The following is a 16,054-nucleotide window of genomic DNA, read 5'->3' as shown; positions in this document are numbered from 1 at the left end:
TTGTGCCGATGCCCGGTGCCGAACCCGCAGGCCGCGGGCGAATCATGGTCCGCCCGAGCGATTCACCTCCGGTGCCGAGTGCGGCGTCGTATGGTGGATTCGGCGCGCCGGACCTGCCGCGACCTCTCGAGCGCGAACGATGGAATGGGCCCGCCTCGCCGATCCGCGGATGCCGCGCGTGCGAGGAGTGAGTCGTGATGAAGCCGACTACCGAGGGAGTACTGGAGTACATCTGCGCGGAGGAAGTCGCCTATGTCGACATCCGATTCTGCGATGTACCCGGTGTGCAGCAGCACTTCTCGATCCCGGCCGTCGCCTTCGGCGAGGACCTGGTGGAGAACGGGATCGCGTTCGACGGTTCGTCGGTGCGCGGGTTCCAGTCCATCCACGAGTCCGACATGTTGCTGATCCCGGATCTGCGGACCGCCCGGCTGGACCCGTTCCGCGCGGCGAAGACGTTGAACATGAACTGCTTTGTGCACGACCCGCACACTCGTGAGGCCTATAGTCGCGATCCACGCAATGTCGCGCGCAAGGCAGAGGAGTATCTGCGGAGCACCGGGATTGCCGACACCGCCTACTTCGGCCCGGAGGCCGAGTTCTACATCTTCGACGCCGTCCGCTACGACACGAAGATGAACGGTGCCTTCTACGAGGTGGATTCGGGGTCGGCGAGCTGGAACACCGGCATGAAGTACAACCCGGACGGCACGCTCAACCGAGGCTACAAGGTGCGCCCCAAGGGCGGCTACTTCCCGGTCGCGCCCTACGACGCCGAGGTCGACCTGCGCGACCGCATGTGCAGCAATTTGCAGAACGCGGGCTTCGAGCTGGAGAAAGGGCATCACGAGGTCGGCACCGCGGGCCAAGCCGAGATCAACTACAAGTTCAACACTTTGCTCGCCGCCGCCGACGATCTACAGCTGTACAAGTACATCATCAAGAACACCGCGTGGGCCGAGGGCAAGACCGTCACCTTCATGCCGAAGCCGCTCTTCGGGGACAACGGTTCCGGCATGCACGTGCACCAATCTCTTTGGCAGAACGGCGATCCGCTGTTCTACGAAGAGGTGGGCTACGCCGGACTGTCCGATCTGGCGCGCCATTACATCGGCGGATTACTGCGGCACGCGCCCTCACTGCTCGCCTTCACCAACCCCACCGTGAACTCCTACAAGCGGCTCGTTCCCGGCTACGAAGCGCCCGTCAACCTCGTCTACAGTCAGCGCAATCGTTCTGCGGCAGTACGCATTCCGGTCACCGGAACCAGTCCGAAGGCCAAGCGGCTCGAGTTCCGCTGCCCCGACTCCTCCGGCAACCCCTACCTCTCCTTCGCCGCCATGCTGATGGCAGGCCTCGACGGCATCCGCCGCAAGATCGAGCCCGCCGCCCCCATCGACAAGGATCTCTACGAACTGAGCCCCGAGGAATCCGCCGAGGTAACTCAGACCCCACCCAGCCTCGCCAGCGTCATCGACCGCCTCGAGGCCGACCACGACTACCTCACCGAAGGCAACGTCTTCACCGACGACCTCCTCGAAACCTGGATCCGCCTCAAGCGCGACACCGAAATAGCCGAGATCAACGTCCGCCCACACCCATTCGAGTTCGAGCTGTACTTCGACGTGTGAGCGCGGAATCCTGGCCACACTGTGCCGCACAACGAATCGTTGCGCTGACACACGTGCGGACGATCGGAGCGTATGCGGCGGTCAGGCGACGTCGACGCCGCGCCAGAAGGCGACGTAGTCCTTGATTTCCGCGGCCTTGGGCTTCGGGTCGGGGTAGTACCAGGCGGCGTCTTCGTTGGTTTGGCCGTCGACGACGACGGTGTAGTAACTGGCGGTGCCCTTCCATGGGCAGAACGTGTGGGTTCGGGAGGGCTGGAAGAACTCGGTGTGCACCGAGTCCGGCGGGAAGTAGTAGTTGCCTTCGACGATGATCGTGTCGTCGCTGCTCGCGAGGACGCGACCCTGCCAGGTTGCCGTTGCCATGGTTCGATTCTGCCCGAATCGCGGGGTCAGATGGTGACGTCGGGTTCGGCGGCCCAGTCGGCGACCGAGTCGAGGATGTCGCCGAGGCGGTGACCGCTCGGGGTGAGGGTGTATTCGACGCGTGGCGGCTTGTCGGGGTAGACGGTGCGGGTGAGCAGGCCGTGGCGTTCGAGGACGTGCAGGCGGTCGGCCAGGGTTTTCGGGCTGATGCCGGGGAGGGCGCGTTGGAGTTCGCCGTAGCGGTGGGTGCCTGCGTGCAAGTGGTAGATGACCAGGGGTGTCCAGCGACTGCCCACCAGGGTGAGTGTGCGGGTGACCGGACACTGTTCGGGCGTCATCGGGGCCTCTACCTGGATACTTCCCATTTCCATAGTATAGGCGAGAAATGTGCGTACTTCCGATAGGGAAGTATCTCGCGCAAACTCGTGGCATGACAACCAAGACGATTGCAGTGCACGGCGCCACCGGGGCGCAGGGGGCGGCGATAAGTGCCAGATTCGCCGCAGCAGGCTGGGCGGTACGACCGCTCAACTCCCGCAATGCCGACCTGTCCGACGTCGATGCGCTGGCTTCGGTGTACACGGGCGCGGATGCGGTCCTCGTTCAACTGCCCCTGCTGTTCGACCCGGTCGTCGCGGGGTATGCCGAGACGATCCTCGCCGCGCTGACCAAAGCCGGGATAGAGCGGGCGGTGTTCAACCCGGCGACGGGATTGCCGCCCGAGGCGATCGGGGTGCCCTTCATCGACGCGCGAGTGCACCTCATGCGGGAACTGCCCGGTGCGGTGGCGTACGGGACGACGATCGGGCCCGCCGGTCGCTATCTGGAAAATCTGTTGCAGCCGTGGTCGATTCGGCGCATCACGCAGGACGGTGAGTTGGTCTATCCGCTACCGGCGGCCGTCCCCGATGAGTGGGTATCACTCGACGACATCGGCGACCGCATAGTCGAGGCGCTGGCCGGCGGGACGGACGGCGGGGTCACCCTGGCGACCGGCCCGACGGCGGTCACCGGTGACGAACTCGCGGCCGCCGTGGGTGCGGCAGTCGGACGTCCGGTGCGCTGGGTGCAGGTGCCGCCCGCCGAATACGGCCGCCTGATGGCTCCGGTCATCGGGGAAACCGCGGCCGAAGCCGTCGCGGGCAGCTACGAGCAGGCTGCCGCGGCACCGCAGCTTCCGCTACCCGCCGAACTGGTGTGGCGGACGACGACCACTCCCGCGCAGTGGGCCGGGCGGCAGGACTGGACGGCATAAACCGTTCCGGCTCAAGTTATTTCGGCAGGCTCGAGCGCGAACGGCGGGTCGCCGACGCCAACGATGCGCAGGTTGCCCCAGGGGTCGCGCTCCTGTAGCCGCCCCGCAGTGGGGAAGCGGCCGGGGAGCGTCAGGAACACCTCGGCGCGACCCGGATCGGGAAGGTCGGCCCCGTCGGTGGCCCGGATGCGTCCATACCAGTGGTATCGGCCATCGATCGGGTCGGCGTGCCCGCTGAGCGTCACCGTCACCGTCAGTAGCGAACCGGGGGAGTCGAGCGTGGCGGGTCCCGAATATTCGTGTGCCGGCTCGCGATCCGCGGCCACGGTGAGGTCGTAGTGGCCGGGGTCCGGGTGACGCATGGTGCGCCAGTAGGACACGCTGGAGCCCGGCCATGCGGCCCGGTTGACACCGTGCTCGTCCAAATACCAGCTCTGGCAACCGCCCGAATTCCACACGGTACCAGCCAGTTTCGCCTGGGTCCGGCGGTTGAACTCGTGCTGGGTTGCGGCCCGCACCTCCATCCGGGTGGTGGAGGTCTTGCGCTGCAACTCGATGCACTGCCGGATATAGCGGGCCTGCGCCTCGATCATGAAGACGATCGACTGGTGCCCGCCGCCGGAGTTCGGGCCGACGATGAGGAACAGGTTGGGGAAACCGTTGACCGCCACACCGAGGAACCCCTCCACTCCGTTACGCCAAGCATGTTGCAGGGTAAGGCCGGCGGCGCCGACGATGTGCTGGTCGGCGAAGCGGTCGGAGATCTTGAAGCCGGTGCCGTAGATGATCGCGTCGAACGGCTTCTCGGCGCCGTCGACGGTGGCCACGCCGGATTCGGTGAGGCCCGCGATGGGCGTGCTCTCCAGCTCGACGTTGTCCCGCTGCAACGCGGGATAGAAGTTGTTGGACACCAGGATTCGCTTACAGCCCAGCCGGTAGTCCGGAGTGAGCCGAGCGCGCAGCTCCGGATCGCGGACCTGGCGGTGCAGGTGGCCGCGGGCGACCGTCTCCACCCGGCGCATCAGCTCCGGGTTCATGAACGCGGGAATCAGCGACTCGTAGCCCCAGTAGATCGCCCAGCGGTAGAGCCGTTGCGCGCCGGGCAGATACCGGAACATCCGGTGTTCGACGGGGGAGAGCGGGCGGTCCGGTTTCGGCACGATCCAGTGCGGGGTGCGCTGGAACACCGTCAGGTGCGCCGCCTCTTTGGCGATCTGTGGCACGAATTGCACCGCGCTGGCTCCGGTGCCGATCACCGCGACCCGCTTGCCGCTCAGGTCGAAGCCGTGGTCCCACTCGGCCGAGTGGAAACTCTTGCCGCGGAAGGTGTCCCGGCCGGGGAAGTCCGGCACCGAGGGTTCGTGCAGCGGTCCGGGCGCCATCACGACCACTCGCGGGTGGAAGTGCCGCCCGTCCGCGAGGCCGACATCCCAGCGATCGGCGGCGTCGTCGAAGTCGAGGGTCACCACCTCGGCATGCAGGCGCAGGTGCCTGCGCAGGTCGTACTTGTCGACGGTGCGGCGCAGATAGTCCAGGATCTCCGGCTGTCGGGCGAACATCCGCGTCCACCGCTTGTTCGGCTCGAAGGAGTACGAATACATCAGCGACATCACGTCGCAACCCGCGCCGGGATAGGTGTTCTCCCGCCAGGTGCCGCCGATCTCGCCGGCCTTCTCCAGCACGACGAAATCGTCGATGCCCGCCTTGCGCAACTCGATGGCCATCCCGATACCACCGAAACCGGCACCGACAATGACGATTTCGGGGTTCTCGATCATGCGAGCAGCCCCTGCCGCCGCCAGATCCACTCGCCGACCGGCCCGATGAGGCCCTGCTTCTGCAGGAAGACACCGAGATTCGCGGCGCCGATGCCGAGCGCCTTCTTGGCGTCCGGATTCTTGGTGGCGATCCGCCTGGCCGCGCGCCCGTCCAAACCGGCGCGGGTGTACATGTGCCGGTTGGTCAGCAGGTAGACGAACAGCGGTGCCGCGATCGCGACACACAGCCTGGTGTAAGCGAGTTCGGCCCGCGACATGGTCGGCACCATGCGGGCCAGCGCGTCCCTGGCGAAGCCGATGTGGCGCGCCTCCTCGGTGACGTGGATGCGCATCGCGCGAGAAACCAAGGGCTGCAACTCCGGATCGTCTAGGGTGCGCCGCTGGATCGCGTCGAAGATCTCCTCGCCGACCAGCGCGCCGACCCAGGTCATCGAGCCGCGCAGGAACAGCGGCAGCACGCCGATCACCAGCCTGCCCGCGCGCCGCGGCCAGTACGGCCGGGCCTCGATGCGGTCGATGAGCTTGCCGAACATCATCATGTGCCTGCACTCGTCACCCATCTCGACGAGGGTGTAATGCGAATGCCTGCTGGTCGGGTCGTCGGCGAGCAACTCGCGCAACAGCAGCCGGTTGAGCAGGTTCTCGAACCAGATGCCGACCGAGAGCACGTTCGCCAGTTCCTGGCGGGACAGTTCGCGCTGTTGCTGCGGCGTCATCGACTCCCACAGCTCGGTGCCGTACAGCGAGACCACCTCCGCGGGGAGGAAGAGTTTGTCCGGATCGAGCGGCGCGTCCCAGTCCATGTCGACCACCGGGTCGTAGGACTTCTTGACCGATCCGGCCAGTAGGCGCTGCGCGAAGGACTCTTGGGGGATCAGTGCGGCTTCGTTGCCCATGACTGCTCTCCAACATGTCGACTAACCGATACAAGCTGTCACACTCAGATTAGTGAGACACTCTGTCGCAGTCAACCGTCGTGCGGGTATCGTGATTCTGTGACCACGACCAGCGGAAACCTCGAGCCTCCCGTCTCCGACGGGCGCGCGACCCGCTGGAACGGGCACAAGGCGCAGCGCCGGGCCGACGTGATCGACGCCGCGATCACCGTCATCGAGGAGCACGGTGTCGAGGTGTCGGTGCAGCAGATCGCCGACCGCCTGAACCTGCCCCGCCCGGTCGTCTACCGGCATTTCGACGGCCGCACCGATCTGGACGAGCAGATCCGCCGCCAGATCCTGGAATCGCTACTGGCGCAGATCATGCCGAAGCTGCACCCCGACGGCACCGTGCGTGATGCCGTCCGCGGCGCCGTCGGCACCTACGTCCGCTGGGTCGAACGCCACCCGAACCTGCACCGCTTCATCGGTGGCGCGGTGCCGCAGGGGGATTCGTCGCTGGCCGGTGCCAAGGACCGGATCGGCGGCCGGCTGGCCGACCTGTTCGCCCTCTGGCTGTCCCGCTTCGGCATCGACCCGGGCCGCGCGCGTCCGATGGCCTTCGGCATCATCGGTTTCGTCGACGGCGTGGTGAACAGCTGGCGCGCCGACCCGAACAGCACCCTCGCCTCCGATCAGGTCGAGGGCATCCTCACCGAATCGGTGCTCGCGCTCTTCGAGGGCAACGCCCGCAGCCTCGGCGTGCCACTGGAACGCGACGTGGTCGTCGGCGATCTACTGGCCCGTCCGGAAGCGTTGCGCGCCGAGTAATTCCGGGCCCAGCGATCGCGGGCGATGTATTTCGACACGAAACCAGCGCCGGGCGAGGATGCCTACGACGCGGCGTGCGTTGACTACGCTCATGCCGGTGTCCGAACCTGTGCCCCTGACGAGGCTGCTCGACGACGCGGGATTGCTGTCGCTCGAGCATCGCCTACATGTCGAGGAACTGCTCGGTCCGCACCGGTGGCAGGCCGATATGGAGGAGCGGCGGCTCGAATTCATCGGCGAAGAACAGACATTCGTGTGCACGAACTTTCACCTGCTCGGCACCGCCGACGCCGACACGTGGCTGTGGGCCTGGGCTAATCCGTGGGGCTTCGCGCCGCCGCTGATCGCGGTCGCGCGCATGGTGCGCGAGTTCGGTTTCCGCTACGGCGTCGCCGAATTGTGCGCCGCGGAAATGCCGGTCGCGCTCGGACGCGCCACACCGGAGCCGCACCAGGTGGCGACCCTGCTGCTGGACGCCGCGAAAGTGATTTCCGGGCATTGGAGTTCGTACTGCGGGGTCACCGACGGCACCTGCGTGGCGTTTCTGGTGGAGCACCCGGCGTTCGAGTTACCGCCGCCCAGCGCGGCGGGCCTCGCGCGCGTACTCGCCCACGGCATCAACGCATTGCCGCTGGTCGACCATCGGCGGGCCACGCAGAGCTACCTGAGCAGGCGGGGGCTGGTCACCGGATTTCTCGAGGGCAATCGATTGCTCGAATTCAGCGGCGCCGGTATGGCGGGGACCATCGAATTCGACGACGCGGGGCGCGTCGCGAACCTCGACGTCGGGGTGGTCATCGACCACATCGAGTTGCCGTCGGCACCGAAAGCGCAGTCCGCCAACTCATTGTGATGGACGCCCGGCCCACGTGGCTCCGCGGGCCGGACATCTCCCCTCCGGATTCGGTCAGGCTTTTCCGCCGGTCAGCACCAGGAAGCTGTGGTGCCAAGCCCATTCGACCGGCCCGCGCTCGAACCAGCGCAACCACAGGTGCGCACCGGTCACGATGATCAGCGAAACCAGCAGGTAGATCCCCACGGTGAACGGCACCCGCGCGTCGGCCGAGACGCGGGCCGCCAGGCCGAAACCCCAGCCGTAGCAAAGGATCGACGCCACCAGGTTCTGCAGGATGTAGCAGCTGAGCGCGGTACGGCCGACCTCGGTGAGCCGTCGGCCCACGAATCCGACGTGTGGCCTGCGCAGATAGAAGTGCGCCACCAGCGCGAGGATGCCCAGCGACACGAAAGGCGCGGTGCCGTAGCGAGTGAAGAGGAACAGGTCACCGCCGCCCGCGACGCCGGCGATCAGGTCGATCGGCGCCGCGACACCGAAACCGATGATCAGCAGCCGTTTACGCAGCGCCGCGCCCTCGGGCCGGAAGACCCCGGCCCGAAACAGCCGGGCGCCTACCAGGAACAGCGCGATCGACATGGCGAACACGAACACCGTCTCCACCCGGAACTCGACCACCTGCTGCACCCGGAACACCACCAGGTCCCAGAACGACCCGTCGGCATAGGGATTCGGGTCCAGCGGTGGGCGTGGCTCGGAGCTCTGCTCCGGCGCGAACATCATGGCCAGCGCGATCAACGTGAGCATGCCGACGTGGATGCCCGCCGCGATGATCAGCCAACGCCGTTGCGCCCGTTCACTTGTCGCGAGGACGTAGGCGACGACCAAACCGGTGATCGCGTACCCCATCAAGACATCGAACTCCGCGATGAACAGGAAGTTCAGCAGGCCGTCCAGGAACAGCAGGCCCGCGCGCACCGGATATTTGCCCGGCCAGCGTCGCCCGCCGCGCTGCGCCGAAGCCTGCTGAATCGCGAGCCCGATGCCGAACATGATGGTGAGCAGCCCGAGGAACTTGCCCTGGGCCAGCTGCTGCAGCACCCGTTCGGCCCAGATCCAGCCGCTCGCGGGTCCGTTCAACTGATCGACGTAGCCGATGAGCCCTTCGGGGTTGGTCATGATCCAGATGTTGGTGCCGAGGGTGCCGAGGATCGCGATACCGCGCAGCACATCCAAGGCGACCAAGCGCGAGCGCCCGGCCGGTGCCTGCGCGGCTGCCGCGCGGTGTCGCCCCGCGTCGGCGTGCGGTGTGGCGAGAGATTCGGTCATGCACCGACTATCGCGCCGACCTGGGGCCGCGAGAATCCTCCGGAAGTACGACGTGCGGGATGAGATCGACCTCCACCGCCGTCGTCCCCGGCCCGGCGCGGGCCGCCGACGGACTTCGCCCGGCGGTGCCCGTTAGGCTCGACCTATGCAGCGCATCATCGGAATCGAGGTCGAGTACGGCATTTCGACCCCAACCGAGCCGTCGGCCAACCCGATCCTCACCTCCACGCAGGCCGTCCTCGCCTACGCCGCCGCCGAGGGTGTGCCGCGCGCGAAACGCACCCGCTGGGACTACGAGGTGGAGTCGCCGCTGCGCGACGCGCGCGGCTTCGACCTGAGCCGGATGAACGGACCGGCGCCCGTGATCGACGCCGACGAGGTCGGCGCGGCGAACATGATCCTCACCAACGGTGCCCGGCTCTACGTCGACCACGCCCACCCCGAGTACTCCGCGCCCGAGGTCACCGATCCGCTGGACGCGGTCATCTGGGACAAGGCAGGCGAGCGGGTGATGGAGGCCGCCGCACGGCATGCGTCGAGCGTGCCCGGCGCCCCGCGCCTGCAGCTGTACAAGAACAATGTCGACGGCAAGGGCGCCTCCTACGGCACCCACGAGAACTACCTGATGAGCCGCGACACCCCGTTCAACCAGATCATCCTCGGCCTCACCCCGTTCTTCGTGTCCCGCCAGGTGATCACCGGCTCCGGCCGGGTCGGCATCGGGCAGTCCGGCGATACCGCCGGCTTCCAGCTGTCCCAGCGCTCGGATTACATCGAGGTCGAGGTCGGACTGGAGACCACCCTCAAGCGCGGCATCATCAACACCCGCGACGAGCCGCACGCCGACGCGGACAAGTACCGCAGGCTGCACGTCATCATCGGCGACGCCAACCTGGCCGAGATGTCGACCTACCTCAAGGTCGGCACCACCGCGCTGGTGCTCGACCTGATCGAGGCGGGCGAGGACCTCACCGATCTGCAACTGGCCCGCCCGGTCACCGCCGTGCACACGATCAGCCACGACCCGACGCTGCGCGCCACCGTCGCGCTCGCCGACGGACGCGAGCTCACCGGCCTGGCCCTGCAGCGGGTGTACCTGGACCGCGTGATCAAGTTCATGGACCGCACCGGCAACGACGACAAGCGCGTGCAGGACATCATCGACAACTGGGCCATGGTGCTGGATCTGCTCGAGCGCGATCCGATGGAGTGCGCGAGCCTGCTCGACTGGCCGGCCAAGCTGCGCCTGCTCGAGGGCATGCGCCAGCGCGAGGGACTGGGCTGGGCGGCCCCGAAACTGCACCTGATGGATCTGCAGTACTCCGACGTGCGCCTGGACAAGGGCCTGTACAACCGCCTGGTTGCCCGCGGCTCGATGAAACGGCTCGTCACCGAGCAGCAGGTGATGGACGCGATGACCAACCCGCCCACCGACACTCGCGCCTACTTCCGCGGCGAATGCCTGCGCCGGTTCGGCGCCGACATCGCGGCGGCGAGCTGGGATTCGGTGATCTTCGACCTCGGCGGCGATTCGCTGGTCCGCATCCCAACCCTGGAGCCGCGCCGCGGCACAAAGGCGCACGTCGGCAAGCTGCTGGACGGGGTCACCTCGGCCGCCGATCTTGTGGAACAGCTCACAACCTGATCACAGGACCGCTACCGACTCGACGTACATCGGGACGGAATACGACATCGTGTCGGTTCGGCTGGGTAGTGTTGAAGAACGAGCACGGACATTGCTCATGACCGGGGCCGTGCTCAGAATTGAGCTCCGGTCATGATGAGGACAGAGGAGGTCGGCTGCCATGGCACAAGAGCAGACCAAGCGCGCCGGGGGCGGCGACGAGGATGATGGTCCGGAGGGTGCAGACGCCGCCGGTCAGGAGCGCCGCGAAAAGCTGGCGGAGGAGACCGACGACCTGCTCGACGAGATCGATGATGTGCTCGAGGAGAACGCCGAAGACTTCGTCCGTGCGTACGTTCAGAAAGGCGGCCAGTGACAGTAGGTGACCCCTCGCGTCTCCACCTGGGGTACGCCCTCTCGTCCTTCTCCGAATACCTCCGCATGCACGCTCCGGACATGTTGCCCGGCAACAAGTTCGGGATGGTCGACGGCGCGACGTTGAGTGCCACCGGCGCCAAGGACATCGCGCCGCACGGCACCACCATCGTCGCGATCAGCTACCGCGGCGGCGTGCTCATCGCCGGTGACCGGCGGGCCACCCAGGGAAACCTGTTGGCCAGCAGGGACATCGAGAAGGTCTACATCACCGACAGCTACTCCGCGGCCGGCATCGCCGGTACCGCGGGCATGGCCGTCGAGATGGTGCGGATCTTCGCGGTGGAGCTGGAGCACTACGAGAAGCTCGAGGGCGTGTCCCTGACCTTCGACGGCAAGTCCAACAAGCTGTCGAAGATGGTGCGCGAGAACTTGCCCGCCGCCCTGCAGGGGCTGGCGGTGGTTCCGATTTTGGTCGGGTACGACGTCAATGCCACCGACCCGGACCGGGTCGGCCGCATCGTCTCGTACGACGTGGTGGGTGGACGTAGCGAGGAGCGGTTCGGTTACGCCGCGGTGGGATCGGGTTCGGTCTTCGCCAAGGGGTCGCTGAAGAAGCTGTACGCCAAGGGAATTGATCAGGAGCGCGCCTTGCGCATCGCCGTCGAGTCGCTGTTCGACGCGGCCGACGACGACACCGCGACGGGTGGTCCCGATCTGATGCGCGGGATCTATCCGACGGCGATCGTCATCGACGAGGAAGGTGCGGTCGAGGTGACCGAGGACCGCCTCGAAGCGATCGCTCGCGGGATCGTCGCCGATCGCGAGGCTGCCGAAGAAGGGAGGGCCACCGCATGACCGGGTCAGGGCCCGGAGGAGGCAGCGTGCGTAACCACGGAGGGTCCCTCGGGCATGTGAAGAAGGGCACAGCATGACACTGCCGTACTACGCGTCGGCCGAGCAGATCATGCGCGACAAGACCGAGCTCGCGCGCAAGGGCATCGGTCGGGGTCGCAGTGTCGTGGTCCTGGTGTACGACAAGGGTGTGCTGTTCGTCGCGGAGAACCCGTCCGCGACGCTGCACAAGGTGAGTGAGCTCTACGACCGGGTCGGGTTCGCCGCGGTCGGCAAATACAACGAGTTCGAGAACCTGCGCCGCAGCGGAATCCTGCAGGCCGACATTCGCGGTTACCAGTACGACCGCCGCGACGTGACCGGCCGCGCACTGGCCAACGCCTACGCCCAGGTCCTCGGGTCGATCTTCACCGATCAGCTCAAGCCCTACGAGGTGGAGATCTGTGTGGCGGAGGTGGGCTATCCGGAGCAGCCGCCGACGACGGTGCTGTATCGGATCACCTTCGACGGGTCGATCGTGGACGAGCGCGAATACGTGGTCATGGGCGGCACGACCGAGCCGATCCTGACCGCGTTGAAGGCGTCCTACAAGCCGGGTCTCGACCTGGGGGCCGCGATCAAGGTTGCGGTGGAGGCGCTGCAAGCGGGCGTCCCCGAGGGTGCGGAGAAGGAGAAGCGGGTGCTCGGCGTCAGTTCGCTCGAGGTCGCCGCGCTGGAGCAGGCGCGACCGCGACGGGCGTTCCGGCGGGTCACCAATTCCGCGCTGGAGCAGTTGCTGAACCCGGCCAAGAAGGGCAAGGCCAAGGCGGAACCGGCGGAGACTCCCGAAGCCGAGTAACGCCGTTCAGAAGTCCGGGCCCGTGCGATGCCGCCCCAGTGGCAGTCGTCGCACGGGCCCGTTTCATCGTTCTGGTGACCACGCCGCCATGTTGCGTTACGGCTATGCGGCGCAGCGGGTTTCGTCGGCGGCTCGAAAAGCGGGGGTGAAGGCGTCCTCGCGGACCAGGGCGATGGCCGCGTCGACGTCGGGGCTGAGATAGCGGTCGTCATGGAGCACCGGGATGCGCCGACGAACCACCGCATGCACCGCCTCGGTACCCGAACCGAGGCGCAACTCGCCCATACGTTCTCGCATCAAATCGACCGCCTGCGCGCCCATCAGAATCTGGACGCCGAGCACGATATCCAGCCGATCAAGGTTGTCCGCGAGGTTGCGCATCGACGCCATCGCCATCGTGTTGAGATCCTCCTGACCACCCTTCACCGGCCGGGACATGGTGCTCGCGGGATGGGCTCTGACCTGGATCTCGGGTATCAAGGCGGCGGCAACGGTCTGCGCCTGCACCATGCCGGAGTTCAGCCCGATCTCCCCGCCCGCGAGATTCGCGGGCACCCCGTAGCTCCATTTGGGTTCCAGCAGACGGCCGGACAACCCTTCGGACAGGATCGCCAGGTTCGCGATCTGCGCGTTCAACGCGTCGATCTGCGCGCCGATCCGGGTCACCGCCCAGTTGCCGCCCATCACGAATTCGTATCCGCCGCTGTCCTTTTCGAAGATGAGCGGGTTGGAGGTGGAGGCATTGGCCTCGCGCAGGGCGGTGTCGCGCGCTGTCTCCAGGCTGTGTCGCAGCCCGCCGATCACGTGCGGGGTCGAGCGGACCGAGGTGGCGTCCTGGATACGCGGATGCGCATCGCCGGACCGCTCGCGGCCTTGATCGGTCATCCATTCGGTGCCGCACACCATCGAGCGGATGTCCCCGGCTCCGTCGATATCGTGATCGAGGTTGCGCTCGGTATGCGTGCGCTCGTCGAAGGCGCCCTGCTCGGCCCTGGTTGCCTCCAGGAACAGGGCGAAGGCGGCGGCGAAGCCGTGCAGGTCGTGCTCGGCGCGGTCGATCGCCTCGACGAAGCGGGCCGTGACCACGCTGCCGCCGCTGATCAGCGGCAGCGCCTCGCCGGACTCCAGGGTGAACCGCTCCGGCAGGCCCGCCGCGCGAAACGCCATGCTCGCCGCGACCTGCTTGCCACGGAACAGGACGGGATTGTGTTCGCCGATCATGCTCAACCCGGCTGCTGCCATCGGTTGCAGATCGCCGGTGCCCAGCGAGCCGATCTCCGGCATCAGCGGCAGCACGCCTGCCTCGACCATCGACAGCATGCGGTCCACCACCTCCGGGCGCACCCCCATCGCGGCCCTGGCCATCGAGTTGGCGCGCAGCACCAGGGCCAGCCGCACCACGCCCGGCGGCAGCATGGGCCCGACGCCCGCGGCGTGCGAACGCAGCATGCGTCGCTGGAATTCGCGCTGCTGGTCCGGCTCGAGCGGTCGGTCCTTCAGCGGGCCGAGCGCCTGATTCCAGCCGTAGACGCGTTGACCGGCCGCGACGGAATCCAATGCGCCCTGCCGGGTGGTGTTCATCCGCTGCCGGGCCGAGTCGGCCAGCCGAACGGTGAGGTTGTCGTCGCGTAGCACCCGGAGCATGGTCGGCCAGTCGAGGTGTCCGCCGTCGACTGCGATCAGTTCGGTCGGCGGCGAGTCGTCGAATTCGGCGGCTACCACGCCCTGCGAAACGAGCGCGCACATTAGCGTGACGGCCGCCACCCTGATCCATTTTCGCATTCGGCCTACCTTCGTCGTCGATATCGGGACAAACGAACTTCGCTGAAGCGGTAGCCATGACGCTGCGCACCGGCGCATGCCGAGGTCGGGACACACGCAGGAGGATCGAATGGTATCCGCGGCGGCGGCGCGGTGGCTCGTGGATTGCGAAAAGGGTGTCCAAGGTGGTGCGGGACGCTGAATCCGGGCAAACCGGACCGAATCGTTGTGAAGACGTATGCGATCGTGTTGTCCGCAGCCCCACGCGGGCGCATGACATGGCTGTAATGTCGATAGTGTGCAGCGACGAATCATGGGGATCGAGACCGAGTTCGGTGTGACATGCACCTTCCACGGTCACCGTCGGCTGTCCCCCGACGAGGTAGCCCGGTACCTGTTCCGCCGGGTGGTGTCCTGGGGCCGCAGCTCGAACGTGTTCCTCCGCAACGGTGCTCGGCTCTATCTCGATGTCGGGTCCCATCCGGAGTACGCGACTGCCGAATGCGACAGCCTGCACCAATTGGTGACCCACGACCGAGCGGGCGAGCGGGTCCTCGAAGAATTGCTGATCGATGCCGAGCAGCGGCTTGCCGAAGAAGGCATCGGCGGCGATATCTATCTGTTCAAGAACAACACCGATTCCGCGGGCAACTCCTACGGCTGCCACGAGAATTTTCTCGTGGTGCGCGCGGGGAGTTCTCCAGGATTTCCGACGTGCTGTTGCCCTTCCTGGTGACCCGTCAGCTGATCTGCGGCGCGGGCAAAATCCTGCAGACGCCGAAGGCGGCCACGTTCTGCCTGTCCCAGCGTGCCGAGCACATCTGGGAGGGCGTCTCGTCCGCGACCACGCGCTCGCGGCCGATCATCAACACCCGCGACGAGCCGCATGCGGACGCGGAGAAGTACCGCCGCCTGCACGTCATCGTCGGCGACTCGAACATGGCCGAGCCCACCACCATGCTCAAGGTCGGCACGGCCGCCCTGGTGCTGGAGATGATCGAGGCGGGCGTCTCGTTCCGAGACTTCGCCCTGGACAATCCGATTCGTGCCATTCGCGAGGTCAGCCACGATCTGACCGGTCGTCGTCCGGTGCGGCTCGCGGGCGGTCGGCAGGCCAGCGCCCTGGACATCCAGCGCGAGTACTACGCCCGCGCGGTCGAGCACCTGCGCAACCGGGACCGTGACCCGCAGATCGACCAGGTCGTCGACCTGTGGGGCCGCACCCTCGACGCCGTCGAGGCGCAGGACTTCGCCAAGGTGGACACCGAGATCGACTGGGTGATCAAGCGCAAGCTGTTCCAGCGCTACCAGGATCGCTACAGCATGGAGCTGTCCGACCCGAAGATCGCCCAGCTCGACCTGGCCTACCACGACATCAAGCGCGGCCGCGGCGTGTTCGACCTGCTGCAGCGCAAGGGTCTGGCCAAGCGGATCACCGAGGACGAGGCCGTGGACGCCGCGGTCGACACCCCGCCGCAGACCACCAGGGCCAAACTGCGCGGCGACTTCATCACCGCCGCTCAGGAAGCCGGCCGCGACTTCACCGTCGACTGGGTCCACCTGAAGCTCAACGACCAGGCCCAGCGCACGGTCCTGTGCAAGGACCCGTTCCGCTCGGTGGACGAACGCGTGGACCGGCTCATCGCCTCCATGTAGTGACGGGGCGACCGGACCCGAGCAATCGGGTATCGGTCGCCGTCGGACCTTTTCGGCGAATCCCTTACCTGGGTGGATGTCGGTTGCCGT

General features: G+C 66.8%; 14 protein-coding genes and 1 pseudogene. 9 read left to right on the top strand and 6 right to left on the bottom strand.

All coding sequences use genetic code 11. The features are described 5' to 3' along the window. The first annotated feature begins 197 nt into the window (after positions 1-197). Complete coding sequence (gene glnA / locus DMB37_RS05720) at positions 198-1,631, top strand: type I glutamate--ammonia ligase (protein ID WP_370465397.1); 1,434 nt, start codon at positions 198-200, stop codon at positions 1,629-1,631. A gap of 81 nt (positions 1,632-1,712) precedes the next feature. Here the strand turns inward: glnA and DMB37_RS05715 are convergent, their stop codons facing one another. Next, positions 1,713-1,994, bottom strand: a complete 282-nt coding sequence (locus tag DMB37_RS05715; protein ID WP_135231802.1) for a DUF427 domain-containing protein — start codon at positions 1,992-1,994, stop codon at positions 1,713-1,715. 26 nt (positions 1,995-2,020) lie between these two features. Beyond that, a complete protein-coding gene (locus tag DMB37_RS05710) occupies positions 2,021-2,359 on the bottom strand; it encodes a helix-turn-helix domain-containing protein (protein WP_206055196.1) in 339 nt (112 codons plus the stop codon). Positions 2,360-2,424: 65 nt separating this feature from the next. On the opposite strand from DMB37_RS05710, the gene DMB37_RS05705 reads away from it, so the two are divergent. Next, the gene (locus DMB37_RS05705; protein WP_135231801.1) at positions 2,425-3,249 is read left to right on the top strand and encodes a hypothetical protein; all 825 of its coding nucleotides are present in this window, start codon (positions 2,425-2,427) and stop codon (positions 3,247-3,249) included. Between the two features lie 11 nt (positions 3,250-3,260). Here the strand turns inward: DMB37_RS05705 and DMB37_RS05700 are convergent, their stop codons facing one another. Further along, positions 3,261-5,027 (bottom strand): DUF4873 domain-containing protein, encoded by a 1,767-nt coding sequence (locus DMB37_RS05700; protein WP_135231800.1) that lies wholly within the window; start codon positions 5,025-5,027, stop codon positions 3,261-3,263. Beyond that, entirely contained in the window at positions 5,024-5,923 is a 900-nt protein-coding gene (locus DMB37_RS05695; protein ID WP_135231799.1) for a diiron oxygenase, read from the bottom strand. Before DMB37_RS05695 ends, DMB37_RS05700 begins: the two co-directional genes overlap by 4 nt. Before the next feature lie 99 nt (positions 5,924-6,022). Here DMB37_RS05695 and DMB37_RS05690 point away from each other — a divergent pair, with 99 nt between their 5' ends. Both DMB37_RS05690 and DMB37_RS05685 read left to right on the top strand, forming a co-directional pair. Further along, positions 6,023-6,733: a TetR/AcrR family transcriptional regulator gene (locus tag DMB37_RS05690; RefSeq protein ID WP_135231798.1), complete on the top strand. Its 711-nt coding sequence runs from the start codon at positions 6,023-6,025 to the stop codon at positions 6,731-6,733. Positions 6,734-6,830: 97 nt separating this feature from the next. Further along, the gene (locus DMB37_RS05685) at positions 6,831-7,586 is read left to right on the top strand and encodes a DUF6882 domain-containing protein (RefSeq protein ID WP_135231797.1); all 756 of its coding nucleotides are present in this window, start codon (positions 6,831-6,833) and stop codon (positions 7,584-7,586) included. Between the two features lie 54 nt (positions 7,587-7,640). On the opposite strand, the gene DMB37_RS05680 is transcribed toward DMB37_RS05685, so the two are convergent. After that, positions 7,641-8,855, bottom strand: coding sequence for a DUF418 domain-containing protein (locus DMB37_RS05680; RefSeq protein ID WP_135231796.1), 1,215 nt, complete (start codon positions 8,853-8,855; stop codon positions 7,641-7,643). A 145-nt stretch (positions 8,856-9,000) separates the two neighbouring features. On the opposite strand from DMB37_RS05680, the gene dop reads away from it, so the two are divergent. The 4 genes from dop (at position 9,001) to prcA (ending at position 12,547) form a co-directional block, all read left to right on the top strand. Beyond that, positions 9,001-10,500, top strand: a complete 1,500-nt coding sequence (gene dop, locus DMB37_RS05675; protein WP_107657680.1) for a depupylase/deamidase Dop — start codon at positions 9,001-9,003, stop codon at positions 10,498-10,500. Between the two features lie 160 nt (positions 10,501-10,660). Next, entirely contained in the window at positions 10,661-10,855 is a 195-nt protein-coding gene (locus DMB37_RS05670) for a ubiquitin-like protein Pup (protein WP_107657679.1), read from the top strand. Then, positions 10,852-11,712 carry a proteasome subunit beta gene (gene prcB, locus DMB37_RS05665; RefSeq protein WP_135231795.1) on the top strand — a complete coding sequence of 287 codons (861 nt, stop codon included), beginning with the start codon at positions 10,852-10,854 and terminating at the stop codon, positions 11,710-11,712. The genes DMB37_RS05670 and prcB overlap by 4 nt, the downstream gene beginning before the upstream one ends. Before the next feature lie 73 nt (positions 11,713-11,785). Beyond that, positions 11,786-12,547 (top strand): proteasome subunit alpha, encoded by a 762-nt coding sequence (prcA, locus tag DMB37_RS05660; RefSeq protein ID WP_135231794.1) that lies wholly within the window; start codon positions 11,786-11,788, stop codon positions 12,545-12,547. A 102-nt stretch (positions 12,548-12,649) separates the two neighbouring features. Here the strand turns inward: prcA and hutH are convergent, their stop codons facing one another. Then, complete coding sequence (gene hutH / locus DMB37_RS05655) at positions 12,650-14,329, bottom strand: histidine ammonia-lyase (protein ID WP_135231793.1); 1,680 nt, start codon at positions 14,327-14,329, stop codon at positions 12,650-12,652. Positions 14,330-14,606: 277 nt separating this feature from the next. Between hutH and pafA the strand changes: the two are divergent. Beyond that, positions 14,607-15,964, top strand: a pseudogene (pafA, locus tag DMB37_RS05650) (Pup--protein ligase). Positions 15,965-16,054 lie beyond the last annotated feature (90 nt).

Origin of the sequence: Nocardia sp. CS682, assembly GCF_004634405.1 — a bacterium.
Lineage (GTDB): Bacteria > Actinomycetota > Actinomycetes > Mycobacteriales > Mycobacteriaceae > Nocardia > Nocardia ninae.
Note: the sequence above shows the minus strand (reverse complement) of the source record. Positions and strands in the feature narration are given on the sequence as shown.